The 24,383-nt window shown below is 60.6% G+C and carries 21 protein-coding genes; 4 read left to right on the top strand and 17 right to left on the bottom strand.

The window, feature by feature from the left end:
* Positions 1-42 precede the first annotated feature (42 nt).
* A complete protein-coding gene (locus AC1ECK_RS34590) occupies positions 43-711 on the bottom strand; it encodes an RraA family protein (protein ID WP_480327473.1) in 669 nt (222 codons plus the stop codon).
* Positions 712-964: 253 nt separating this feature from the next.
* Complete coding sequence (locus AC1ECK_RS34585; RefSeq protein WP_480327471.1) at positions 965-1,474, bottom strand: hypothetical protein; 510 nt, start codon at positions 1,472-1,474, stop codon at positions 965-967.
* Between the two features lie 323 nt (positions 1,475-1,797).
* Between AC1ECK_RS34585 and AC1ECK_RS34580 the strand changes: the two genes are divergently transcribed.
* Positions 1,798-2,031: a hypothetical protein gene (locus AC1ECK_RS34580; RefSeq protein ID WP_480327469.1), complete on the top strand. Its 234-nt coding sequence runs from the start codon at positions 1,798-1,800 to the stop codon at positions 2,029-2,031.
* A 486-nt stretch (positions 2,032-2,517) separates the two neighbouring features.
* Complete coding sequence (locus AC1ECK_RS34575) at positions 2,518-3,210, top strand: hypothetical protein (protein ID WP_480327467.1); 693 nt, start codon at positions 2,518-2,520, stop codon at positions 3,208-3,210.
* A gap of 256 nt (positions 3,211-3,466) precedes the next feature.
* On the opposite strand, the gene ilvD is transcribed toward AC1ECK_RS34575, so the two are convergent.
* From ilvD to AC1ECK_RS34540, 7 genes are all read right to left on the bottom strand, one after another.
* Positions 3,467-5,329: a dihydroxy-acid dehydratase gene (ilvD, locus tag AC1ECK_RS34570; RefSeq protein WP_480327465.1), complete on the bottom strand. Its 1,863-nt coding sequence runs from the start codon at positions 5,327-5,329 to the stop codon at positions 3,467-3,469.
* A 216-nt stretch (positions 5,330-5,545) separates the two neighbouring features.
* Positions 5,546-7,105, bottom strand: coding sequence for a methyl-accepting chemotaxis protein (locus AC1ECK_RS34565; protein ID WP_480327463.1), 1,560 nt, complete (start codon positions 7,103-7,105; stop codon positions 5,546-5,548).
* Positions 7,106-7,367: 262 nt separating this feature from the next.
* Positions 7,368-8,438, bottom strand: a complete 1,071-nt coding sequence (locus tag AC1ECK_RS34560) for a rhodanese-like domain-containing protein (protein WP_480327481.1) — start codon at positions 8,436-8,438, stop codon at positions 7,368-7,370.
* Positions 8,439-8,631: 193 nt separating this feature from the next.
* Positions 8,632-9,285, bottom strand: coding sequence for a peroxiredoxin (locus tag AC1ECK_RS34555; RefSeq protein ID WP_480327461.1), 654 nt, complete (start codon positions 9,283-9,285; stop codon positions 8,632-8,634).
* Positions 9,286-9,701: 416 nt separating this feature from the next.
* A complete protein-coding gene (locus AC1ECK_RS34550) occupies positions 9,702-9,866 on the bottom strand; it encodes an FmdB family zinc ribbon protein (protein ID WP_480327459.1) in 165 nt (54 codons plus the stop codon).
* Positions 9,867-10,110: 244 nt separating this feature from the next.
* The gene (locus AC1ECK_RS34545; protein ID WP_480327457.1) at positions 10,111-11,850 is read right to left on the bottom strand and encodes a tetratricopeptide repeat protein; all 1,740 of its coding nucleotides are present in this window, start codon (positions 11,848-11,850) and stop codon (positions 10,111-10,113) included.
* Positions 11,851-11,990: 140 nt separating this feature from the next.
* Positions 11,991-12,476 (bottom strand): aminoacyl-tRNA deacylase, encoded by a 486-nt coding sequence (locus AC1ECK_RS34540; RefSeq protein ID WP_480327455.1) that lies wholly within the window; start codon positions 12,474-12,476, stop codon positions 11,991-11,993.
* Between the two features lie 209 nt (positions 12,477-12,685).
* Here AC1ECK_RS34540 and fusA point away from each other — a divergent pair, with 209 nt between their 5' ends.
* Positions 12,686-14,737: an elongation factor G gene (fusA, locus tag AC1ECK_RS34535; protein ID WP_480327453.1), complete on the top strand. Its 2,052-nt coding sequence runs from the start codon at positions 12,686-12,688 to the stop codon at positions 14,735-14,737.
* Between the two features lie 20 nt (positions 14,738-14,757).
* On the opposite strand, the gene AC1ECK_RS34530 is transcribed toward fusA, so the two are convergent.
* From AC1ECK_RS34530 to AC1ECK_RS34515, 4 genes are all read right to left on the bottom strand, one after another.
* Positions 14,758-15,561, bottom strand: coding sequence for a hypothetical protein (locus AC1ECK_RS34530; RefSeq protein ID WP_480327451.1), 804 nt, complete (start codon positions 15,559-15,561; stop codon positions 14,758-14,760).
* 31 nt (positions 15,562-15,592) lie between these two features.
* Entirely contained in the window at positions 15,593-16,840 is a 1,248-nt protein-coding gene (locus AC1ECK_RS34525) for an oligosaccharide flippase family protein (protein WP_480327449.1), read from the bottom strand.
* A gap of 184 nt (positions 16,841-17,024) precedes the next feature.
* On the bottom strand, positions 17,025-17,945 hold the full coding sequence (locus AC1ECK_RS34520) for a LysR family transcriptional regulator (RefSeq protein ID WP_480327447.1): 921 nt from the start codon (positions 17,943-17,945) through the stop codon (positions 17,025-17,027).
* Positions 17,932-18,165, bottom strand: coding sequence for a hypothetical protein (locus tag AC1ECK_RS34515; RefSeq protein ID WP_480327445.1), 234 nt, complete (start codon positions 18,163-18,165; stop codon positions 17,932-17,934). Before AC1ECK_RS34515 ends, AC1ECK_RS34520 begins: the two co-directional genes overlap by 14 nt.
* A 27-nt stretch (positions 18,166-18,192) precedes the next feature.
* On the opposite strand from AC1ECK_RS34515, the gene AC1ECK_RS34510 reads away from it, so the two are divergent.
* On the top strand, positions 18,193-18,966 hold the full coding sequence (locus AC1ECK_RS34510; RefSeq protein WP_480327443.1) for an SDR family oxidoreductase: 774 nt from the start codon (positions 18,193-18,195) through the stop codon (positions 18,964-18,966).
* Positions 18,967-19,196: 230 nt separating this feature from the next.
* Here AC1ECK_RS34510 and AC1ECK_RS34505 read toward each other — a convergent pair whose 3' ends face one another.
* The 4 genes from AC1ECK_RS34505 to asnB form a co-directional block, all read right to left on the bottom strand.
* Positions 19,197-20,198: a 2Fe-2S iron-sulfur cluster-binding protein gene (locus tag AC1ECK_RS34505; protein ID WP_480327441.1), complete on the bottom strand. Its 1,002-nt coding sequence runs from the start codon at positions 20,196-20,198 to the stop codon at positions 19,197-19,199.
* Between the two features lie 99 nt (positions 20,199-20,297).
* Positions 20,298-21,224 carry a diiron oxygenase gene (locus AC1ECK_RS34500; RefSeq protein ID WP_480327479.1) on the bottom strand — a complete coding sequence of 309 codons (927 nt, stop codon included), beginning with the start codon at positions 21,222-21,224 and terminating at the stop codon, positions 20,298-20,300.
* A gap of 176 nt (positions 21,225-21,400) precedes the next feature.
* A complete protein-coding gene (locus AC1ECK_RS34495) occupies positions 21,401-22,303 on the bottom strand; it encodes an EamA family transporter (protein WP_480327439.1) in 903 nt (300 codons plus the stop codon).
* Between the two features lie 123 nt (positions 22,304-22,426).
* Positions 22,427-24,334 (bottom strand): asparagine synthase (glutamine-hydrolyzing), encoded by a 1,908-nt coding sequence (gene asnB / locus AC1ECK_RS34490; RefSeq protein WP_480327437.1) that lies wholly within the window; start codon positions 24,332-24,334, stop codon positions 22,427-22,429.
* Positions 24,335-24,383 lie beyond the last annotated feature (49 nt).

The following is a 24,383-nucleotide window of genomic DNA, read 5'->3' as shown; positions in this document are numbered from 1 at the left end:
CCCCCTCCCCCCCCCCCCCTTGCCCGACTCTCCAGGCATTGCTTAGTTATTGCAGCGCGCTTCGAGCGCATCGATGAATGCGCGGTCCCAGCGGCCTTCCTTCATCGCCCGCATGGTTTCGGCCTCTGCCTCCAGCACGGCTAGCGCTTTTTCGATGACGTACGCGGCATCCTCCTGCGGAATGGCCAGCAGGCCATCCTGATCGCCGACGACGATATCGCCCGGATTCACCACCATGCCGCCGACGGAAACCGGCACATTGATCTCGCCCGGACCATCCTTATACGGACCGCGATGCGTGACACCACGCGCGTAAACGGGAAAATCCCGCTCGCGGATTTCCGCGACGTCGCGGATTGCGCCGTCGACCACCAGACCGACCACGCCCACATGGGCGGCATAGAACGACAGAATGCCGCCGACCACCGCGTTGTTGAGATCGCCGCCCGCGTCCACGACAAGCACATCGCCGGGACGACAAAACTCCAGCGCACGCAGATAAGTGAGGTTATCGCCGCCTCGCGAGCGCACGGTGACCGCGGTGCCCGCCATGGTCTGCTTGCTGGGCCGTTGATAAGGATGAAGCCCCACTGTGCCGATGTTGCGATGCATGTTGTCGCTGAGCGCGGAGACGGGAATGGCGCGCAACGCGGTAAGAATCGTGTCGGCAGCTTGAGCTGCCGAAGGGTTTTTCCTGATGGCTTTGTACATGGTTGAACTTCGTTCCGGGTTGTAAGGGAGCGGCTCACGCAGGTCGGGAACGCGTAGACGCGGCAGCCGATGAAACACGGATACAACGGTATATCTCCGCTGAAGTTCAGACAAAGACGGGATCGTTCTTGCACGATAGGAAACACTTATTACGGCGTCTCCCTGGTTCCCAGATCGGACGCAATTGATCACGCCGAGGCAGATCTCTTGCGTCGTTACTGGGCCTGAATAGTGACGAGGGTTTTCCGGCGGCTCAATGACGCGCGACGGTGTAAATATCCCACCGCGCATCGTGATAGCGTGCGCGTACGCCCTGCTCCAGTTCAGCCGTGCTGGCATACTGGAACAGACCTTCCTCGATGTCGTAGAAGTGCAGCCGGCCGGCGCGGGTGTCCACGGCCATCACGTGCGTGTCGTTGGCGATCAGGTAGACGCCGGGCGTGGCGAAGACGATGCCGAACAATGCCGTGAGCGACACCTGGTTTCCCACCTGAGCACCCTGCAGGTCTGCCAGTTGCACGAGGTTCAGCGTCGCGTCTCGTTCGGTTCCCGTGTCCCAGCGGTACTTCACTTGCAAGATGCCTGTGCGCAGCTTGTCCGGATCGGAGTCCTTAGGTGCGACAGCAGGGTCGAGCGCGTTCTTCGTCCACAGCACGCTGGCCGCCACGCACCAGCCATAACGGCGCAGGATTCTACGGTCGCCTACTTCGGTTTGCGAGCTGTAATACTTGTTTTCCGATTCGAAGAGTTTGATTTCTGACATGATAGGGGCCTCAGTCGACATACGTGAGGCATCGGGCGGGATGCAACCCGATGCACCCCGGACCACCCGGGACGAAACCAGTCTATGAGGCGCCCTCCAGGCGCGATATCCAACGGATTGGCCAGGCGCAGACATGGGGCTTATGGCACAGGCCCCCGCCACAATATCGCTAGCGGCCAGGTGCAGCCAGGCGAGTCAATGCCCCGATGATGGGCTTGACGCGCCCTCGTGATGAAGCGTAAGCAAACGACCGGCGACATAGCGCGTTCTGTCGGATAATCCACCGTGGAATATCCGTTTGAAATCCCTGAGAGGGAGTTGCCATGAAAGTCGTCCTCGGCTTGCTCTGTGTAGTGGCATTCGGCGCGGCGCTCGGGCCGCTAGGTTGGCTGGTGTGGCTTGCTTATACCCATGCACTGACCACCATTCTGACCTATCAACTTGTGATTGCGGTCCTGGCCGCCTTGCTGATAGGCACGTGCTGCCTGGCGGCCAATTGCTCCATGAATCGCCGCGCCCCCCTGTCCCCGATCGCCCAAACGCCACAGCGCGGGTAGGTAAGAAGCGGCGAGATCACGCCGCCTCCCAACACCGGGCGGCCCACTAACCGCCCGCGTCTCGCCAACTCAACGAGGGTGCGCCGGGATCTGTTACTTGCACTTGAGTGGCGAGATGTCCCGTACCGCGCCCGCGAGTACGAATAGACCGGGAAATAACCCGTTCGGCAGTGGAAACAACTCCGCAAGCAAGTCGTAATCGGGCAAAAACCACCTCGGTTTTGAACAACCGTTGTATCCGCCAGATACGGCCGGATCCTGTAAAACGTATTCGACAATATCGTGGACCGATCATCGAACATTAAAGTTGATCGAAAAATTGCCGTTAAAGAAGTTGCATTTTATCGGCCTATCAAGCGAGCACGTCTGGTTCTGACGCGGAGCCGTCGAGGTTATGCTTGATCACGGTTGCGGTCGCTGAATGCAGAAAGAAATCAGCAAACGTGCTTTTAGAAAAACAATCTCTGTTTCAAGACGGATCCACCGATGAATCTAAAAAAACTTTCTCTATTTCTGTGCTCGGCCGCATTGGCGGGATGTGCAACGACGCCCCCGATGTCCCTGACAAAGCAGGAGCAGCAAGACCTCACCAGTGTCAACGGCACGCTGTTTATTCCGCAAAATAGCTTGATGGTGACTGTGACGCCGACCAACCCAGGCGCGACCGGCCTGCTGGGCGCACTGGTCGCGGCGGGTATTGACGCCGCGCGTCGCTCATCCGCGGAAAAAACCGCGGCCCCGATGCTCGATCAATTGCACGATTACGACTTCCGCGCCGTAATGAAGCAGGCAACCAACGATGCGGTCGCCCCCCTCCACGACCTCAAATTCAGTGCGCCGCTCGATGTCGAGACAGTCAATTCCAGCACGCAGAAACGAATCGACTATGACAACTCTTCGGCAAGCGCGGTCCTGTTTGTCGACGTCGGCTATCAGTTGCAGTCGGGCAATCTCTACATCACCGCTAACGCGGTGATGTATCCGAAAGCCAGCGGGTTGTTGCAATACAGAAAGAAACCGAATGAGACCGACCCGTTGGATGCCGGCAATGCGATTTATCGGAAAACATTCAACTATGCAAAACAGAATGTTGCCGCAACCGACATCAAGGGTTCCCTCACCGAAGGGGCGGATAGCATCGCGTCACAACTCGCGGCGGATCTGAATCATCCACTTTGATTCAACGGTTCCAGTTGTTCAACATCAGACTGGACTGCCGAGGTAGGCGGCCAGACGAGCCTTCATGACATCGCATCCTGCGTCGTCATGAACTCGTTTGGATTATGGCGCCTTGGAGCGCCGCCTCCTGTCTCCGATCGCCCAAATGCCGCAGCGCGGGCAGGTAAGAAGCGGCGAGATCACGCCGCTTCCCAAAACCGGGCGGTCCACTCACCGCCCGCTTCTCGCCAACCCAACGAAGGTGCGCCGGGATTGCTTACTTGCGCTTGAGTTGCGAGATGTCCCGTACCGCGCCACGGTCGGCCGAGGTTGCCAGCGCCGCATAGGCCTGCAACGCCTGCGACACCACACGTTGACGATTGGCCGGCATCCAGGCCTTGTCGCCGCGTGCCTCCATGGCTTCGCGACGGCGCGCCAGTTCCGCGTCCGGCACCGCGAGGTGCATCTTGCGATTCGGGATGTCGATCTCGATCACATCGCCCTCTTCCACGAGACCGATCGTGCCGCCTTCCGCCGCTTCCGGCGACGCATGCCCGATCACCAGCCCCGACGAACCGCCGGAGAAACGGCCATCGGTAAACAACGCGCAGGACTTGCCCAGGCCCTTGGACTTCAGATACGACGTGGGGTAGAGCATTTCCTGCATGCCGGGGCCGCCCTTGGGGCCTTCGTAACGGATCACGACGACGTCGCCCGCCACCACCTTGTCGCCCAGAATGGCTTCGACGGCTTCGTCCTGGCTCTCGAAGACGCGCGCGCGCCCGGAGAAAATCCATTGCGATTCGTCGACACCCGCGGTCTTGACGATGCAGCCATTCTCCGCGAGGTTGCCGTAGAGCACGGCGAGGCCGCCGTCTTTCGAATAGGCATTCTGCTTGCTGCGGATACAGCCGCTCTTGCGGTCGGTATCCAGCGCGGCGTACGTCGCTTCCTGGCTGAATGCGACGGTGGTCGGAATGCCGCCCGGGGCCGCGCGGAAGAGTTTCTGCGCTTCTTCGCCCGCGCCACCGGCAACGTCCCACCTGGCGATCGCGTTGCCCAGCGTGCCGCTATGCACGTTGCCGCACGACAGGTCCAGCAGTTCCGCGCGGGCCAGCTCGCCAAGAATGCCGGGAATGCCGCCGGCGCGATGCACGTCCTCGATATGGTATTTGTCGGTGGCGGGCGCCACTTTGCACAGGCACGGCACTTTGCGCGAGATGCGATCGATATCGGACATCGTGAAATTGACGCCACCTTCCTGCGCGGCTGCCAGCAGGTGCAGCACGGTATTGGTCGATCCGCCCATGGCCACGTCGAGCGCCATGGCGTTCTCGAATGCCTGTTTGCTGGCGATGCTGCGCGGCAGGACAGAAGTATCGTCCTCCTGATAGTAGCGGCGGCACAGGTCCACCACCAGACGGCCCGCCTGTTCGAACAGGCCCTTGCGCCATGCGTGCGTGGCGACGATCGTGCCGTTGCCCGGCAACGCCAGGCCGATTGCCTCGGTCAGGCAATTCATCGAGTTCGCGGTGAACATGCCCGAACAGGAACCGCACGTCGGGCAGGCGCTGCGTTCGATTTCCGCCACTTCCGCGTCGCTGACCCTCGAGTCGCCCGCCTTGATCATGGCGTCGATCAGGTCGATCTTGGCGATCACCTGGCCGTCCGTCGGCGATTTGACCTTGCCCGCTTCCATCGGACCGCCGGAGACGAACACGACCGGGATGTTCAGACGCATGGCCGCCATCAGCATGCCCGGGGTGATCTTGTCGCAATTGGAGATGCAGACCATGGCGTCGGCACAATGCGCGTTGACCATGTATTCCACCGAGTCGGCAATCAGCTCGCGCGAGGGCAGCGAATACAGCATGCCGCCGTGGCCCATGGCGATGCCGTCGTCGACCGCGATGGTGTTGAACTCCTTGGCCACGCCGCCGGCCGCTTCGATTTCCTTCGCGACCAGCGCGCCGAGATCGCGCAGATGCACGTGGCCCGGCACGAACTGGGTGAACGAGTTCACCACCGCAATAATGGGCTTGCCGAAATCGCCGTCCTTCATTCCGGTGGCGCGCCACAAGGCGCGGGCGCCGGCCATGTTGCGGCCATGAGTCGAAGTGCGCGATCGATAGTCAGGCATCTGAATCCTCAGGTATTGGGGTCGTTGAATTGGAATGGCTCGCGACGATAGCGCGAACGGTGTCCCGCAAGGGGACTTCCTTCAGGGCGTGCGCCGGGATTGTCCGAATAGTGCTGGAGCCCCGGTAAGACGTCCAATATATTTTTCTGCCGTAATTAGGTCGAGAAAAATATTATTCCAGTCCGCTAGCCGTGCCGGCTTGCGGCTGGCCGGGCATCACCTATCGACGCTGAAGACCGACACCGCATCGCGCAGAGCCTGTGCCTGCTGCGCCAGCGCCTGTGCCGCGGCCGATGCCTGCTCGACGAGCGCGGCGTTTTGCTGCGTGACCTCATCCATCTGGGTAATGGCCGTATTGACCTGCCCGATGCCGGTACTCTGCTCCTCCGAGGCTGCGGCGAGTTCGTTCATGATGCCGGTCGTGCGCCCGGCAGAGGTCACGATCTCGTCCATCGTGCGGCCTGCGTTTTCAACCAGTTTCGAGCCGTTATCGATCCGGGTCACCGATTCGGTAATCAGGTCCTTGATTTCCTTGGCGGCGGTCGCGCTTCGCTGCGCGAGCGTGCGGACCTCGCCTGCCACGACGGCGAACCCGCGTCCCTGCTCGCCCGCGCGAGCGGCCTCGACCGCCGCGTTGAGCGCCAGGATATTGGTCTGGAAAGCGATGCCCTCAATCACACTGATGATCTCGGCGACCCGCGCCGAGCTTTCGGCAATCTCCTGCATGGTCGTGACGACGCGACCAATCTCCGCGCCGCCACGTTGCGCGACGCTCGAGCCTGTGCCGGCCAGTTGGCTTGCCTGTTTGGCGTTGTCGGCATTCTGGCGCACCGCGCTGGTCAGTTGCTCCATGCTCGATGCGGTCTCCTCCAGCGAAGCCGCCTGTTCTTCGGTTCGCTGCGACAAATCGGTGTTGCCTTGCGCAATCTCGCCTGCGGCGATCGAGATGGATTCGCTCGAGCTTTTGATGCCGCGTACGATGGCCGTCAACTGCTCTTTCATGGTGGCGAGCGAATACATCAGGCTGGTGGTGTCGCCGGTTTTCAACGGCACCGTCACCCGCAAATTGCCGGCCGCGATCGCACTGGCCATGGCCGCGGCTTCCCGAGGTTCGCCGCCGAGCTGCCTCGCGAAGCCACGGGCAATGAAGAGCGCGACGGCCAGCGCCACTGCCGCGGCCGCGACGATCAAGCCGATCACCAGCGCAACCGCACCGTGATAAGCCTCGGCGGCCACTTTCCCTTCCCGGGCCGCACCTTGCTCGTTGATGGCGACGATCTTGTCGATGTCTTTCGCCACCGCATCGCGAACGGTCCCGGACTGCCCTGTCAGGATGCTCATGGCTTGTTGCGGGTTGCCCGCCTTCGCCTGCGTCCGAACCTGCTGATCCAGATCCATGTACTGCGGCATCAGGACCTGGATGTCCGCAAACGCCGTCTTCTCCTCCGGCTCGGAGATGAGCTTTTCGTATTCCGCACTCGCGCGCTGGAACGCCTCGATGCGCGGCGCCATCCTCGAATCCACCGCCTGTGCCTCGGCAACCTTGTCGGTGGAGGCCATCCGGAATTCGGAAAGACGGATCTGGTTCAGCGCGTTTTGCATCCGCAGACTGCTGCTGACGCTGGCAGACCACTTATCGCGCAGCGCGGTGACATGATCGTTTTCGGCGCTGACCTCGTAGAGCGCAAACACACCCAGCCCAACCAGCAGGAGGATGACCACCGCAAAGCCTGAAACGAGCTGCGTCACCACCCTCATGTTCTTCAGAAACGGCACGATGAGATCCTTGTTTGCTGTGACTGACTGAACCGACGATCGGCCTGGCTACCCTGCGCTTGCCGCTGATCCGCGTCAGACACGCCGGATTCGGTAGCAACGGCCGCACGGGATGTGGCGCGGTTGCCGGCCATCCAGTTCCAGCGTCACCATGGAATTGGTTAATCTACCTAGGTGTTTACGGCCGCTCTCAAGAAATATTGAGGGGCACATGGGTGAGGAAGGTGGCGGGCTGACGGCTCATCGTCAGCCGATGAGGCCGTTAAATGCCGCCGTTTTCGACGACGCGGCCTTCAGAACGCCAGCGCAGCATGCCGCCGGCGAGGTTGGCGACGGCCTCGAATCCCGACTGCCGCAGGATGACCGTGGCTTGCGCCGAACGTCCGCCGGCCCGGCAGACCGTCACGATCGGGCGTTCGTGCGTGAGTTCGCCGACGCGCTTCGCCAGTTCGCCGAGCGAAATGAGTCTGGCCTCCGGAATGCGCCCAAGCGGTCCGTCGAACTCGTCAGGCTCGCGCACGTCGACGATCTGGATCGAGCGGAGATTTTCCTCGAGCCATTGCGCGTTGATTTCCCAGATGCCCGCAAAGGTGTATGTCAGCGGCGCCCAATCGGGCTCGGCCATCTGCGTGGGGTCGCTGGTGGCGACGCCGCACTTCAGGTTCGCCGGCACCGCCACGTCGATCTGCTTCGGATGGGACAGGCGCAGGTTCGTCATGTAGCCGGCGAAATCGTCTTCGCTAAGCTCACCGCCAAGGCGCGGATTGAAGCGCTGCTCCTCGCCTACGCTCGTCACCGTCAAGCCGCGGTAATCGTGAGCCGGGTAAAGCAGGCATGTGCCGGACAAACTGAAAATCTGCTCGTGGACCGCCCGGAACATCGCGCGCGAATCGCCGTGCTGGAAGTCGGTCCGGCCAGTGCCCCTGATCAGCAGGCAATCGCCGGTGAACGCCATGGTCTCGTCGTCGAGCACGAGGCTGATGCATCCATTCGTGTGACCGGGTGTCGCGCGCACCTCCAGGTACCGCGCCCCGAACCCGCACCGGTCGCCATGGCTCAGATAGCGGTCCGCGCCTTCGGCGCCGCTTGCAGCCGAGATCGCAATCCGGCTGCCCGTGCGGCGCTTCAGCATCCACGCGCCGGTGACATGATCGGCGTGGACGTGGGTGTCGATCGTATAAAGCAGGTGTAAGCCGAGCTCATCGATCAGTGCAGTATCCCGGCGTACCTGTTCAAATACCGGATCGATCAGCACAGCCTCTGCCGTTGCGCTATCGGCAAGAAGATACGTGTAGGTAGATGATTGCTGGTCGAATAGCTGCCGGAAGATCAACACAATTTTGCTCCGCCGCCTACGTTTACGAGCGTTTGAGTATAGCGGTACAAAAAGCTTCGCCAAACCGTCCTGCCGGCACTCGAAGTGGCTCGTGCGAGTTCGGAGAGCCGGGCGCGCGCATGCGCCCGGAGTCACCTCGAGCTCCGGGCACCGCACTACCCTGCGCCTGCCGCGTCACTCAACGAGAGCATCACCTCGGTTGCGCCACGTACCGCAGGTAAGGCTTCACGGTCTTGAAACCCTCCGGATACTTCCGCATCGCGTCATCGTTCGAGACGGAGGTCGGAATGATGACGTCTTCGCCCGGCTTCCAGTTCACGGGCGTCGCCACCGTGTGCTTCGCGTTTAGCTGCAGCGAATCGAGCAGACGCAACACCTCGTCGAAATTGCGGCCCGCGCTCATCGGATACACGAGCATGGCTTTGACCTTCTTGTCCGGCCCGATCAGAAACACTGAGCGCACCGTCGCGTTGTCCGCCGCGGTGCGCGGGCCACCGCTCGCGTTCGGGTGAATCATGTCGTAGAGCTTGGCGACAGTCAGGTCCGGGTCACCGATCAGCGGATAGTTGATCGCGTGTCCCTGCGTTTCTTCGATGTCCATCACCCACTTCTGGTGATCGCTGACGGGATCGACGCTGAGGCCGATAATCCTGGTATTGCGCTTGTCGAATTCCGGCTTGAGGCCGGCCATATATCCAAGCTCGGTTGTGCAAACGGGTGTGAAATCCTTCGGATGCGAAAACAGGATCACCCAATGGTCCCCGATCCATTCGTGAAAACGGATCGTCCCTTCGGTGGTTTCGGCCGTGAAATCCGGGGCTTCTTCTCCTAATCGAATCGACATCTTCATCCTCCATGGGGCGGGTCCGCCAAAGTGTCAGCGCCGCGGTCTCAGCGGCGAATTCAGAGGCTTCCCGCACATCGCAGCATGCGAAACAAACACCGGATGCCGTGCGGGTCGCGCTTATAGCGTAGGACACAAAAAAGACGTTCGCAGGGCGAATCCGCCGTTCCGGCGACAAGTACGCTTGCACCCGGAGAAATCGATATGTCTTCTGAAAAGGTAACGATGAGGGTGTCCCATCACGCGCCTCATGTTGTCGTTTGGACAGCAGAGCGTTTTGTCTGAAGTTACGCTGACGAGCTCACCAGGCCATCAGGTTCGTGGACCACCGTCCATCACCGCGAAAACGAGGAAATCCCCGTGCACGGTTGCTCACCCATCCGCAGCAACAAGGACGCATCGTCAGCAAGTCGATGTCAGCTCTTTCTTGACGTTTTCGCGACAAACGGTGTGGGTGTGTGCTGAACCTTCTCGCTGCCACACTTCGGACAATTCGGATGAGCGGTTTGATGTTCAGCGAGATGTTCCGTGTGTTCGAATATCTCACCGCACTTCTCGCAACGGTACTGGTAAGTCGGCATGGCATTCCTCCAACATGAATCCCGCACGTCATGCTGACCCGATACTGCCAGCGAAACGCGGCACTGTAGTAGCCGATTCTAGTACACGAAACGCCCTTGTACGCGTCTCGTTCAGCGCTGATGATTCGTGCCGGAAGACAACAGCAGATCGCAGTGTGTGAAAGCGAGCGGCGCGGTGCTGCTGATCTGGCGCGAGGCGCCATCCCGGCAACGCACCTGACGCAAAGGCAGCTTGCCGTGCGGTCTACGGCGTTTGCGTGGTGTCGAGAAGACGGGCGGCTTCACGTCTCGCCTGCTCGGCCTCGCGCGGACGCTGGACCTGACTGAGAAGCGTACCCAGGTTGCCGAGTGTCCGAGCCTCATCCTGACGGTAGGCCACGGGATTGGCTCGCGACAGCGTCTGATAAAGATCCAGTGCGTTCCGGTAAGCCTCTTCCGCCTCGCGTGGGCGCCCGGTGTGACTGAAAAGGACACCTAGATTGTTCAGTGTTCGTGCTTCATCCGGCTGATAGGCCGCAGGATTTTCTCGCGCGAGCGCGCGATAGCTTAGCAAGGCATCCTGGTAGGCCCGCTCCGCCTCCTTCGGCCGTTGCATGGCGCGATAGAGCGCGCCGAGGTTAGTGAGCGTACGCGCCACGTCGGGACGATAGAGCGCCGGACTCTCCCGGGCAAGCTGCTGCCGGATCGTCAGCGCTTCCTCATAGGCATGCTCTGCTTGCGGGTATTGCTGCATCGCGCTATAGAGGTTCCCAAGATTGTTGAGCGTACGCGCGAGTGCCGGGCGATAGGCCGCGGGGTTACCGCGCACGAGAACCCGCTGGATTTCCAGCGCCTCGCGATACGCCTTCCGGGCATCGCTCGTACGCTGTGTAGCGTCGTACAGGATGCCGAGGTCATTGAGCGTCGTCGCGATATCGGGCTTGTAGGTGATGGGGTCGCGATACGCCAATGCACGATCGATATCCAGCGCTTCGCGGTAGGCATCCGCGGCCTCCCGCAGACGCTGCGTATCGCGATACAGAACGCCGAGGTTGTCAAAAGTTTCCGCCACGGCGGGCCCGTAGGCCGCAGGATCCTGTCGGGCCAGTGCCCAATAGATCTCCAGCGCCCGCAGATAGGCAACTTCCGCCTTCTCTGGTCGTTGCAGCTCGATGTAGAGGTTGCCAAGTTTCTGCTGGATGCGCGCGATCTGGGGTTGGTAGACGGCGGGCTTCTGCTGCGCAAGTACCTGATAGCGCGACAGCAGCGTTTGGTAAATCGGTTCCGCGCGTTCGAACTCGTGTTGCGCTTGCAAAGTGTCGGAGAACGCCGTTGCGATACTGTTGTCTTCCGGTTGCAATGCGTTGGCCTTTTCCAGGTAAGGCAACGCATTTTGCGGAGCAAAGCGCAGCAACTCGATTTCGCCGGCCTCATAACAACGCGCCGCGTACACCGGCACGGCACCTTGGCTTTCAGCAAGCAGCCTTGTCAGCAGTTTTGATGCCTCGCCCAGATCGACGCGCTCGAGCGCTTCATATATCTGCGGTTCAAGAGGATCGGCACTCCGTGCGATCGACGACCGGCGCAACAAATCCTCGTAACGTTCGGCCCATTCCCGGGCTTCGGCAACCACATCTGCGTCGGAGCGCGCCCTGATTTGGCCGATAAGCTGTTCGATTAGCGGTTCTATGTTGATGAACGCGGCATCGGTCTTGCGCGCGATGCCGCCCGATTGCGCCTGCACGGCACTCAATATGATGTTGGCCGCTCTCGCGAGCGAGACGATCTGCTCACGGGAGAGTTGGGCGCCCTTCACCGCGCCGCTCAATCTGGTGGTCATGCGCTTGAGGGCTTGGACGGAAAGGCCGCAGTCGACCTGTACCTTGAGGCCGTTTTTGACATCGACCTCGGAGAACGTCGCAGAACATGAACTCGCGTCCACAGCCCGGCATCCCACGAATGACAAGGCCATCGCCACGCCCGAGAGAATCTTGCGCGCACTCATGTCCCTACGCGGGCCTGCGGTCAGATCAGGCTGTTCCTGGATGCGATCGCGGGCACCTTACCTGCCACGGTCAAAGGCCGGCTTGCGCAGCGCCCTTTATGCCGCACTGCGCAAGCCTTCCCGCATCACACCAGCGCCGCTCAACTTGGCGTACCGTGCATGCGACGCGCAAAGCGCGCCCGCTCGGCCCGGTCCATCAGATCGAGGAATTGATCCGTGCCCATGTGAATCAGCTCTTCATGATCCCCGGCTTCGAAATACACGTCGGGGTGCTGAGCGAGGCTCTCGTCGAGATAGGTTTGCATGCCGTAGGCCGTACATACCGGTGGCAGCGCGCCCAGGTCGCAATCCTTGAACAGTTCCCGCAGATCGGCCTCTTTGGCCAGCAGCAGGTGGCGCCCGGTCTTTGCCCAAAGCTCGGACAGCCGCACGGCGTAAGTCGACGGCAGCACAGCCGCCACGTAGCCATGCTCGTCTTCAAACAGCACTGTCTTGGCGAGGCGATCGCCGGGAATATGCGCGGCCGCCGCGGTTTCGACGCTGGAATGACTGTGCGGATGCTGCACGATTTCATACCGGGAGCCCTTGCTGCGCAGGCAGTCCTGGAGAGTGGCAGACATTGACATGACGCACCTCCTCGGGAAAAAAACTGGAGATTGTTGCGCAAGACCCTTTAAGAATAGTTCGCTTTCGCTCGCGTGTGAAAAACATGCTGGCGACAGCGCCGCCACCGCGCGGACGTAAGGTGACGACCAAGCGGACGGTTACCCCGTATGGCACACGAGTCCGTTTTCGCCAATAATGGCCCCAGATCCACTACTGGACGAGGGCGGCCATGCATTACAGCCCCGATTCGATACGGACCGTCGCCCTGGTTGGACATGCCGGGTGCGGCAAGACATCTCTCGTCGAAGCCTTGCTGCACGAGGCAGGCGCGCTCCACGCTGCCGGCAGCGTTGAACGAGGCACCACGGTCTGCGATTTCGACCCGCTCGAGCGCAAATACCATCACTCGCTGAACTCGGCCGTGGTCCACTTGCACCACCGGGATACGCGCATTTTTCTGCTGGATACGCCCGGCTATCCGGACTTTTCCGGGCTGTCGATCAGTGCCCTGCCCGCGGTCGAGACCGCCGCCATCGTCGTCAACGCGCAGGCCGGCATCGAAATGACCACTCGCCGCATGATGGCGTGGGCGGAACAACGCAAGCTCTGCAGAATGATCATCGTGAACGGTATCGATGGCGAAAAGGTGGACCTCCCGGGGCTGCTGACACAAATTCAGGAGACCTTCGGTATGAACTGCCTGCCCATCAACCTGCCGGCGCAGCGCGGCCGCCAGGTGGTGGACTGCTTTTTCAACCCTGCCGGCGATGCCGATTTCCGCTCTGTCGCGGCCGCACACGATGCGCTGGTCGATCAGGTGGTCGAGATCGATCCCGCCCTGATGGAGCTTTACCTGGAGCAAGGCGAGGCCATCAGCCCGGAGCAGTTGCACGAACCGTTCGAGCAGGCGCTGCGCGAAGGTCATCTGGTGCCGATCTGCTTCACGTCGGCGGCCAACGGCGCTGGAGTCGGGGAATTGCTCGACGTGTTCGTCCGGCTCCTGCCCAATCCTAAGGAAGGCAACCCGCCGCTCTTCTACCGCGATGCCGACGGCCGCCACGAAGTCATGCGCGCCGAGCCGGTCCCCGACAAGCATGTATTGGCCCATGCCTTCAAGATCGTCATGGACCCTTACATCGGCAAGATGGCCGTGTTTCGCATTCATCAGGGCACGATCAGGCGCGATAGCCAGCTCTATATCGGCGATGGACGCCAGCCGTTCAGAGTCGCCCATCTGATGATGCTGCAGGGCAAGGAGCACGTGGATGTCCCGCAAGCCGGTCCAGGCGATATCTGCGCCACGGCCAAGGTCGACGAGATCGGCTTCGATGCCGTGCTGCACGATGCCCCCGAGGACGGCGACATCCACCTGACCCCGCTCGACTTTCCCACGCCCATCTACGGTCTGGCAATCGAGCCTGCGCGCCGGGGTAACGAGCAGCGTCTGTGGGAGATTCTGCAAAAGCTGAGCGCGGAAGACCCGTGCCTGCGCATCGAACACCCGGTCGGCACCAACGAGACGGTGGTACGAGGCCTGGGCGAGCTGCACCTGCGCATCATGCTGGAGCGATTGTCCGAGCAGTACAAGCTCGAGGTCGTGACGCGACCGCCGAAGATCGCCTATCGGGAAACCATCGGCGCCAAGGCCGAGGGACATCATCGTCACAAGAAGCAAACCGGCGGCGCCGGGCAATTTGGCGAAGTCATGTTGCGCGTGGAGCCACTGCCGCGCGGCACGGGCTTCGAGTTTGTCGACGCCGTCAAGGGCGGCGCCATTCCGGGCCAGTTCATGCCCGCGGTGGAAAAGGGCATTCTGCAGGTCATCGAGAGCGGGCCACTGGCCGGCTTCCCGATGCAGGACGTGCGGGTCATCGTCTTCGACGGCAAGAGCCATTCGGTCGACTCAAAGGAAGTCGCATTCGTCTCCGCCGGGCGCAAGGCCTTCATCGATGCGGTGCTGAAAGCCCGGCCCATCCTGCTCGAACCCATCGTCGACATCGAGGTAATGACGCCGGAAGCCGCGATGGGCGACATCATCGGCGACCTGTCCGCCAAGCGCGGGCAGGTTCACGGCACGCGCACGGCCGCCGGTAACGCCGTGATCATTGCGGGGCAGGTGCCGTTGTCCGAGCTCAATGACTATCAGTCGCGTCTGAACGCCATGGCGGGCGGGCACGGTAACTACAGCATCCAGCTCAGTCACTACGATCCGGTGCCGCCTGCCCAGCAGGAGAGGATGGCGGCGCAGCACAAGAACCAGGGGGACGGCGCGGCGTCATGAGGGGTGGGCCGCGCGATGAGTCAAGGAGCCGCTCCAAAAATTGCCTTATAAGTTCTTTTCACAATCGGCAAAAGCGGTTTGGGGGTTAGCTTTACGGCGAATTCCTTTATTACGGATATCGCTCGTGGCTCAGGAAACATATTGCTCGGCACCCATATGCCATCGAACTGGAACAGCAGTTCAGGATAGTCGATATAGCGCTGATCTATATTCAATTTTTCCACCAGATCGTTTCTGACAAAGATCAGGTTTCCTGTATGGCAAACCAGCGTATAGCCTTTCTTCTCCGCCACATTGCAAGTGGCGGAAAACGTGTTTCCCTTGGTCTTTTCACTGTGCCTCCACACTATTCCTGGCGGCACGCTCGAGTTTATTTCAATAATGACTATTTTCGGTGTGTAGTTTTTCAAGGACTCCCATACGTCGCAGTCGTAGGAGTCTATGTCGATCGAGAGCAATGTGAAATTAGCCGGGATCGCGGTTTTTCCGAGAATGGAATCGAGCGAAAACTCATCGGTTGAAAATCGCGCCACAAATGCGTGTACCGGTACTATCTTTGGGTACCTCGCAACAGTGTTCAGGAGGTCCTGGTATCTTGTGCCGTCACCCTCAATATAAACGGCGTTCCATCCTCGCTCCACCAGATGGAACGTATTGCTCAGATGTATCCCGTCCCACGCACCAAACTCCACGCACCAGTTGTCTTCGCCGGCGCTTACATTCAAGCGTTTGTGTATTTCTGCGATTACGCCGTCCTCGCCATTCTGTGAGTGGACATTGGACTGGTACCTGTTGAAAGGCAGGTCGTTGAGGCTTGGCGTCATTTCCATCCCTCCCACTGTTGAAGAGTCCGCGTCATAGGACCCTCGTCGTCCGGTAGGCCATCCACGCCGCGGCGGAGCTCAGGCCCAGCGTCATCGCCCATGCGATGCCCGTCACACCCCAGAAGTGCGTCGCCGGCGGCACGCACACAAGCAGCACGACGACGTCGATCGCCGACGCCTGGGTCGTCGCCTTCGCATCGCCGACCGCGCGCAGATACGACACGAGCACCGCGATCAACGCACCAATTGCCATGTTGATCACGAAGATCCTGAAGAGCGGCACTGCGGGCAGCCACGCCGGTCCGAGGACCAGCGAGAACAGCATTGGCGCGGCGAGCCGCAGCACGACAACGATCACCGCAAGACCCAGCGCGATCACACCGATATAGCGCCTGAAAAGGCGCGCAGAGGCTTGCGGATCGGTGCGATGACGCGCGGCGAAAGTTGGGAACAGGTACTGCGACATCGCGATCGCCGCATCGGCGAGCAGCATCTGCGCGAGCCGCGACGACATCTGATACGCGCCCAGTTGCGCCGGTCCCAGCAGTTTGCCGACCATCACCTTGTCGAACTGGTTGAGCATCAGATTGACGACGCTACCCGCCCAGATCCAACGGCTGAAGTTGATGTAATGACCGATGCCCGACCAGCGCAGGCGGATCGGCGGACGCGGTTTCATCGTGGCCCACGTCAGCGTGGTCTTCAGCGATTCGCCGACTATCATCCCGATCAGCAACGAACATGCGCCCGCGCCGGTGACGGCTAACGCGAGGCCGGTGCAGCAATCAAGCAATGCCGCCGATACCTCGATACACGCCACATGCTGAAAGCGCCGCTCGCGCTGCACGACGTAATACGACGGCGACGCGATGCCGCGCAATAGCGGCAGGAGCGCGGCAAGCTGCAACAACAGCAGCGCGCCACCCAGATGAAACTGACTGTTCATTAATGGCGCAAGCGCGACGAGCGCTGCGCCGATCAATACGCCGCGGGTGGCGAGCGTGGTCCAGACGGAGCCGAGTTCATCGCGCGTCGGCGCAACCTGCCCCTGAATGACCGCCTGCGACAACCCGGTGTCCGAGAGCGCTTCGCCAATCGCGACCGCGAACAATGCGACACTCACGCTGCCGATCGCCTCCGGTCCGAGAATCCGGCCGATCATGAGAAACTTCACGGCCACGAGGCCACGCAACAGCACCTGCTGCAACAGCACCCATGTCGCCGCGCTGGAACCCAGCCCCCCTCTGACTGAGAACGCCGGTAGTCTCAACGTCCGCAATCTTGATCCCCTTTTTTGTGTCGCGTCGCAGTACGCGCCTTCGCAATGCGCGCCGCCGCCATACGCGCGCCGCGCCATCGACGAGCGCGCATCGTCCCTCAAGGTAACCCGCGGTATTCGCCTGCGGACGCCAACTGCCTGTCAGATTCGGCCCGCGTGTTGTATCGGCTACAAGCGAGCGCGCTCACTCACGTCCGCGCGAATCGCAGACGAGTTGCCCTTTCAGCAGCGCATCGAGCCAGTCGGCGAACACCTGAACCCTGCGCGACAGATGCTGCCGATGCGGATAGAGCAAGGTCATCGGCATCGGCGCAGCCCGGTACTCCGGCATCACCTCGATCAGTTCGCCGGCGCGCAGATGCCGCTCCACGTCGTAGGCAGGAATCTGGATCAAGCCAAGTCCCGCAAGGCAGCATGAGATATACCCCTCGGCGCTGTTGACGGTCACGCGGCCTTGCGTCGTCACCGTCCTGACGATCTCGCCGTCGAGCCATTCCCAGGGGGCAACCCGGCCGCTCGACGGCGACGCATACCGAACGACCTGATGGCTTGCCATGTCGCCGGGAGTGCGAGGCGTACCGTGATTTGACAAATAGAGCGGACTGGCAACGTTGATCAGTCGCAGATCGCCAATGGGACGCGCGATCATGCCGGAATCTTGCAGCTTACCGACGCGTAGCACGCAGTCGACGCGCTCTTCGATGAGGTCGATCGCGCGATCGGTCATGCCGAGGGTAATGTCGATCTTCGGATAGGCCGCGAGGAATGCCGGCAGGGCGGGCGCGACGATCAGCCGGCCTATGCGGCCCGGCACGTTGACGTGCAGCACGCCGCTCGGTCCAACCGACGTCTGGCGGAACAGATTCTCGGTCTCCTCGACATCGGCAATCAGGCGCAGGCAGCGCTCATAGAGCGCGGCGCCGTCCTGGGTCGGCGACACCTTGCGCGTGGTCCGATGCAGCAATTGCGCGCCTATCCGGCCTTCCAGTTCCTGAATCGCGGCGGATACCGACGAGCGTGGCATGCCGAGTGTGTCCGCCGCGCGCGTGAAATTCGCGCACTCGACAACGCGCGCGAAAACGCGGAACAGGTCAATACGATCCACGCTCACTCTCCCCTTCGCGAGCGCGCAACTCGATGCCGTATCGAGCTTGCGGCACGGAATACCGTCCGTCACTCCGGCATGCATGCGCGGCGCCGATCCGATTCACCGTCATGTCCAGATAGCCCTTAAATTGTTCGATTTCTCTGACCAGTGATGTCAGAAACAGTAGGTTTAAATGATTTTCCTGGAATATATCATCCAGCAGGATGAGAAGCTGCATGGTGCGGCTTCAATACTGGGGATGGACATGGCACAGCACAGCATCAAAGGCAAAACCGTCATCATTGCGGGCGGGGCGAAAAATCTCGGCGGACTCATTGCGCGGGATCTCGCCGCTCAAGGAGCCAAGGCGGTTGCGATCCACTTCAACAGCGCGAGCTCGAAGGCCGCAGCGGACACGACGCTTGCCGCGATCGAAGCGGCGGGCGCCAAGGCGGTTGCCTTTCAGGCCGACCTGACCTCAGCCGGCGCGGTCGAGAAACTGTTTTCGGATGTCGTCGCCGCCGTTGGCCGTCCCGATATCGCAATCAATACGGTGGGCAAGGTGCTGAAGAAGCCGTTCGCCGAGATCAGCGAAGCCGAATACGATGAAATGACGGCGGTGAACACCAAGACTGCCTTCTTCTTTCTCAAAGAGGCAGGCAAGCACGTGAACGACAACGGCAAGGTCGTCACGCTCGTCACCTCGCTGCTCGGCGCGTTCACACCGTTTTACGCAGCCTATGCGGGCACCAAGGCGCCGGTCGAGCATTTCACGCGGGCGGCGGCCAAGGAATTTGGCGCGCGCGGCATCTCCGTGACGGCGGTCGGCCCCGGACCGATGGACACGCCGTTCTTCTATCCCGCCGAAGGCGCAGACGCGGTGGCTTATCACAAGACCGCAGCCGCGCTCTCGCCGTTCTCCAAGACGGGTTTGACCGACATCGAGGATGTGGTGCCGTTCATCCGCCATCTGGTCAGCGACGGGTGGTGGATCACAGGGCAGACGATTCTGATCAACGGCGGCTATACGACCAAGTAAGCGGGCGAACAGGGCCGCTCCGTTCTGCTAGAGGCGAGGTGTAGGTCACGCAGCGGACGGTTCCGCTGCGCACTTTTCTATTCTATTTACTCCGATCAATACTTACATTTAACTTTCTTTTGTATTACATTTTGCCTCACTTATCCCCCGATAAGTCAACTTGTCAGTTCTCGACCTGCCGCCTTCCCTTGGGCGAGCAGGTCTTTTTTTGCCCTGCCTCACCCATGCGCTTAAAGCTCCAGCGTCACGGTTTCGCCGACCGGGCGGCTGCAACACGCGAGACGGTATCCCCGCTCGCGTTCGCGATTCGACAAACCAATTTCCGACGACGACTCGACTTCACCCTCGATAAGCCGGACGCTGCAACGTCCACAGATGCCCATCCGGCATTGATTGGGCACCACCACGCCATTTGCCTCGAGCGTTTGCAGCAGCGTATCGTCGCGCGAGCCGGCCACCGCCCGGTTGCTGCCCGCGAGCAGCAAGGTACAGGGTTTCTCGGGCAAGATCTGTCGCGATAGCACAGTCTCCACGCCGCCCGGGTCCGATCGGTGCTGATCCAGGATTGCCGCGGCCGGGAAGGTGCTGCGAATCTTGTGTTCCCAGTCCGCCACGAACGGACCGCTGCCGCAGAGCACGACCGCCTCCGGTGCCGGCATCCTGTCGGCGAATCCAACCGGGTCCGGCCGGCCCGACATCAGGTACGAGATACCCGGGCGAACCTGCTCCCGCGTGACAAACGTTGCCACGGACAGCCACGCATGCTTGGCTTGTAACGCCAATAGCTCGGTGAAGTAAATCAGGTCGCCCAGTTGCGGCACGCATACAATCAGATGCACCTCGGGGACTTCGACACCCTGATCCGACAATGCCGCCAAGCCCCGAGCAAGCCCCAGGGGCAACGTCACCCCCACGCCACCGCACACCATCAGCACGCTACGGTAGCGCAACAAGGATTTGCCCGTCAGCACGCCAGATATGTTATCGGCGATCAGCATGGAATTTTGCGTCAGCGACTGATGGATCGACGCCGATACGCCATTGCCCGGGTGCCGTTTAACTGCTATCTCGATGAGATCCTTATCCGGTCTTCCGGCAATCGAATAGCTGCGCTGCTGTACTCGGTTTGCCGCGTCCGGATACTTCAGCAACAGGTGTTTGCCGTAATCGCATTCGTCATAACGCTCTGCATCCAGTAAGCGGAGCCAGTATGCATTGACGGAATTCGACATTCGAACAACGTTCTCACATCTGAAATGAAGGGGCCCTTTCATCTGGTTCTCTCGTGCCTTTGTTTTTCGCGTTTCGTCCAGGGTCGAATCTGCTCGTGCTTAGCCGGACCAGTCCGGCTGTGTGGGCAAGCCAAGCTTGTCCAGCAACGTCATGACCGAATCCTGGTACACCTTGACCTGGCCAATTTTTGCCGAATCGTGAACGATCTCTTCGCGGTGGGGGAAGTCAAGGTGGGTCAATACCGCCGCCCATGCGCCCATCTCGTTGTCGGCAAACATCTCGACTGTTTTCGGTATCACACCGGCAAAGTAGGATCGTTCATGGTTCGACAGCGAGCCGACGATATGCTCCGCGGCGACGCTGAACACGCTGGAATGTCCCCACTCGTCGATTGCATGAGCACGCGTTACCTCTCTGCACAAAGGCTGCACGATCGCGTCGTCGGAGAGTGTGCGCAAATAGTCTGTTATCAATGTCTCGCTTGCGCAGGCGATAGCAAAGCGCGTGAGGCGGCGCTCCCATTCCGAACCGCACTGGCCGACCAGCCGCGACTGCCACGTCACGAGATTGAAATCCGTGTAGTCGACAGGCCGCAACTTTCGATGCTGGTAAATGTAGTTGCATGCGCTGACCGACATCTTCGTATGCAGCGCCTCGTCGAGTAACGCTTCGCTCATCACCTGCTGCAACTCGTATCTCGCCTGCCCGTTGCCGACCGGCGACTTGATGAGATCCTCGCAAGCCGGCGTAACGATGTCGCACTCGACATACACAGTCTTCAGGTTGTAAATCGCCCAGGCGTACGACAGCACGGCACTCTTCAGTGCCGGTTGCGCATCCAGCCATCGTGGATGCGAGCGGAACGGCAGAAGCGACTCCGCGAAATCCGGCTTTTCTGGGTCGAAGGCAATCGAGGTGTGATCCACTGGGCCTTGATTGACCATGGCCCGGTCCCGCCAGAGCAAAGATAGTTTCCTCAACGTCTCTTTTACGTGACTCGATTCAGCAATGTCGTCGGTAAGCATGTGGTCACTCTGCGAAAGGGTAAGAAATCCTGCCGTACGTGATAACGCCGGCCGTGTTCTAAATTGGTAGACAACGCAACGGTTGCGAAAAATCAAATGGCGCGCTGCGGCCCCTGCACGGCGCACAGCCTCCTTGCTGCCGCACCGTGCCGGGCAATGAACCTTCTACGGCTGCGTCACGCCTTCGATGCGGACGGGGCAGCCGGCCTCGCCACCCCCGGCGCGCTGCTGCGCCGGTAAATCCCAATAGCCAGGCCCACGATGATCACCACGATCGATACCAGCTCCACCGGATGAAGCTGCTCCCCAATCAGGAACATGGAAGTGGTAATGCCGAAGACCGGAATCATCAGCGACAACGGCGCGACCGTCGAAACCGGGTACAGCTTCATCAGCGAGTTCCAGCCCCAGTACGAAAAATGCGTCGCGAGGTACACCTGGAACGCCAGCGAGAACAAGGCCACACCGTCGATGTTGTGCCAGCTCGTCACGAACGGATGCGCCCCTTCCAGCCACCATGTTCCAAGCAACAACGGGACCGGCGGAAACAGGCTAGCCCAGACCATGAAAGAGAAGATCTCCTTCACCCCGGACTTCTTGATGATCACGTTGCCGATGCTCCATGCAATCGCGCTCACCACGATCAGCGCGATCCCGAAGATCTGATGGGCGCCGTTCTGTGCGAGGAAAATTCCAGCCAGTCCAAACAGAACCACGATCGCGCCGATCCACTGCGCGGGGCGCAAGGTCTCGCGAAACAGCAACGCGCCCCAGAACATCGTAAAAAATGCGCTCAACTGGATAATCAGCGAGGCGATGCCGGGCGCGACACCCGCTGCGATACCGTAGTTGATCGCCCCCCACATGCCGACGCCGAATATCAGCCCGTAGGCCGCAACGTAGCCGAAGGGAACCGATGGTCTGCGAATGAAGAACACCAATGGAATGGCGGCCAGTGCGAAACGGACACCGGTCAGTACAAACGGGTCCACTGAGTCGAGTCCGAGCTTGGTGATCGGAAAATTGATACCCCATACGAATGTGACTAACAACGCGAGGGCAAGGTGCTTCTTATCCATGCTTTCTCCAGGTAAAAGAAATTCTGCGGCGTCGCGTGAGGCACGCGCGGCCAGGCTGCCAAAAGACCGGCCCCGCGGTGGTGCTCGAGTGCGTGAACACACGGGAAGGCCGGTCAAGCGCAACTAGCGCAGCGCAAAGCGTTTTTGCAGCAAACAGAGTCCTGCGATCTCCATCAGGATGTGGTCGGCTGCTGCGCGCTGTGCTTCCGGCAGCGACTTGGCGATCCCCAGGAAGTCGCGCACGCGCGACGGTTCGAAGAACGGCAGCGAGGTCAGCAACGGGCTGGACAAGGTGTCCGCGACCAGTTGGAACATTTTCGATGTCGGATGCAACAGGGACGGTGGTGCACGGAAGTACTGCTTCTTCCGGTCATAGATTTCCTGCGGCAAATACGGACGCATGGCTTCGCGCAAGGCATATTTCTCGACACCGCCGCGAATCTTCATCCACACAGGCAGCGTAGCTGCGGCTTCCACGACGCAATGGTCGAGAAGCGGCGGCCGCCCTTCAAGGCTGCCGGACATCTCCAGACGGTCACCGAGGGTCGTCAGCACCAGGTTGGGCAGGCTCGATTTGGCAACCGCATAGAGCGACTTGTTGACCGGGTCCCAATCGTCGAAAGCTGGGCCTCCGAGCCGGTCGTAGAACTGCCGGTAAGGCGATGCGTGTGCATGGCCCTCGCGGTAGCCGTCCTTATAGAGGCCAAGCAAAGGCCGAAATAGCGCCGACTGCGTTTCGATCCACGAGATGCTGTGGCCGAGGTTGTTGTTGACCCACTGCACATCGTCGGTCGGGTCTTCGAGGAAGCGGTCGCCCTGACCCGCCATTCGCTCGGCAAGACGCTGGATTTCGCCCTGGTCCTGGTGGTCGTTGTTGAATCGAACCATATCGCGCCGGTAGTGAGGGTAGCCGGCGAACACCTCGTCCGCCCCCTCCCCCGTCAGCACTGCGCGCATGCCCTTGCTCTGGATAAACTTGCAGAGCATGTATTTAGCAATGCTATGTGCATTCGAGAACGGTATTTCCGTATGCCACAGCGTATCTTCGAAGTGATCGGCGAGATCGTCCTGACTGACCGAAAGCACATGAAGTTCGGCGCCGTTGTGCTTCGCGGCTATTTCTGCATAGCGGCGCTCGTCGTATCCGTCTGCGCCCTCAAAAGACAGGTGGAACGCCTGCAGGGACTTACCCGTCAAGGCCGTCGCGAGACCGAGCATGGCGGACGAATCCAGCCCCCCGCTCAACGCGACGCCCACCGGCACGTCGGCATGCAAGCGAAGCTGGACCGATTGTTCGACGGTGCTGCGCACGTACTCGATCATCGACGCCTCTGACTGCTCGTGATCGATGTCAGCGCGGGCGGGGAACTGCCAGTCCCAGTACGTCTTCTCCTGCAGGCCACAGTTGTCCGCCAGCAGGAAGGTGCCTGGCTTGACGCTACGAACGCCATTGAACAGCGTCCGATCTCGCAGAATGAAACCGCGACTCGCGTAGGATTCGTGGTCCCATTGCGCCGGCAGACCCGCTGCCACCATCGCCTTGACCTCGGAGCCGAAGTAAAGCGCTCCATCGTGCTCGGCGTAATACAGCGGCTTCACACCAATTCGGTCTCGAACGGCAAACAGCGTTTCACGGAGACGATCGTAGATCAGGATCGCGAATTCTCCGCGCAACTGCTTGAGTCCTCGCACACCATGACGGCGGTACAGATGCAAGGCGATTTCACTATCGGACGAGGTCTTGAAGCGGCATCCTTGCTCTTCCAGTTCCACCCGGATGCGGGCGTAGTCGTAAAACTCGCCGTTGACCATCATGACAAAGTCGCCTTCGTCCGCCACGATCGGCTGGGTGCCGTTGCTCAGCCCCACCAGTCCGAGACGCACGTAGCCAAATGCGACGCGCCCTGCGGGGTCGAACCAGGTCGCCTGGCTGTCCGGGCCGCGATGATGAATCGCCGCCATCGCCGCATCGAGTTGATCCGCCTTGAATTCACGCGGCTCCCTGGAAAAAATTGCAACATATCCGCACATATTAGGATCCCAAATTATTTAATAACCGCTAATGAAAATTTTTCGCAAA

The organism is Paraburkholderia sp. SSBN10T (assembly GCF_056619545.1).
The sequence above is the reverse complement of the archived record's forward strand: the minus strand, read 5'-3'. Positions and strand labels throughout refer to the sequence as shown.

Excerpts from the sequence above, each read along its gene's own strand:
- AC1ECK_RS34555 (WP_480327461.1), bottom strand. The coding sequence starts at position 9,285 with ATGTCGATTCGATTAGGAGAAGAAGCCCCGGATTTCACGGCCGAAACC.
- AC1ECK_RS34495 (WP_480327439.1), bottom strand. The coding sequence starts at position 22,303 with ATGGATAAGAAGCACCTTGCCCTCGCGTTGTTAGTCACATTCGTATGG.
- ilvD (WP_480327465.1), bottom strand. The coding sequence starts at position 5,329 with ATGCCTGACTATCGATCGCGCACTTCGACTCATGGCCGCAACATGGCC.
- AC1ECK_RS34550 (WP_480327459.1), bottom strand. The coding sequence starts at position 9,866 with ATGCCGACTTACCAGTACCGTTGCGAGAAGTGCGGTGAGATATTCGAA.
- AC1ECK_RS34585 (WP_480327471.1), bottom strand. The coding sequence starts at position 1,474 with ATGTCAGAAATCAAACTCTTCGAATCGGAAAACAAGTATTACAGCTCG.
- AC1ECK_RS34515 (WP_480327445.1), bottom strand. The coding sequence starts at position 18,165 with ATGCAGCTTCTCATCCTGCTGGATGATATATTCCAGGAAAATCATTTA.
- AC1ECK_RS34530 (WP_480327451.1), bottom strand. The coding sequence starts at position 15,561 with ATGACGCCAAGCCTCAACGACCTGCCTTTCAACAGGTACCAGTCCAAT.
- fusA (WP_480327453.1), top strand. The coding sequence starts at position 12,686 with ATGCATTACAGCCCCGATTCGATACGGACCGTCGCCCTGGTTGGACAT.
- asnB (WP_480327437.1), bottom strand. The coding sequence starts at position 24,334 with ATGTGCGGATATGTTGCAATTTTTTCCAGGGAGCCGCGTGAATTCAAG.
- AC1ECK_RS34575 (WP_480327467.1), top strand. The coding sequence starts at position 2,518 with ATGAATCTAAAAAAACTTTCTCTATTTCTGTGCTCGGCCGCATTGGCG.
- AC1ECK_RS34500 (WP_480327479.1), bottom strand. The coding sequence starts at position 21,224 with ATGCTTACCGACGACATTGCTGAATCGAGTCACGTAAAAGAGACGTTG.
- AC1ECK_RS34510 (WP_480327443.1), top strand. The coding sequence starts at position 18,193 with ATGGCACAGCACAGCATCAAAGGCAAAACCGTCATCATTGCGGGCGGG.
- AC1ECK_RS34580 (WP_480327469.1), top strand. The coding sequence starts at position 1,798 with ATGAAAGTCGTCCTCGGCTTGCTCTGTGTAGTGGCATTCGGCGCGGCG.
- AC1ECK_RS34545 (WP_480327457.1), bottom strand. The coding sequence starts at position 11,850 with ATGAGTGCGCGCAAGATTCTCTCGGGCGTGGCGATGGCCTTGTCATTC.
- AC1ECK_RS34505 (WP_480327441.1), bottom strand. The coding sequence starts at position 20,198 with ATGTCGAATTCCGTCAATGCATACTGGCTCCGCTTACTGGATGCAGAG.
- AC1ECK_RS34590 (WP_480327473.1), bottom strand. The coding sequence starts at position 711 with ATGTACAAAGCCATCAGGAAAAACCCTTCGGCAGCTCAAGCTGCCGAC.
- AC1ECK_RS34540 (WP_480327455.1), bottom strand. The coding sequence starts at position 12,476 with ATGTCAATGTCTGCCACTCTCCAGGACTGCCTGCGCAGCAAGGGCTCC.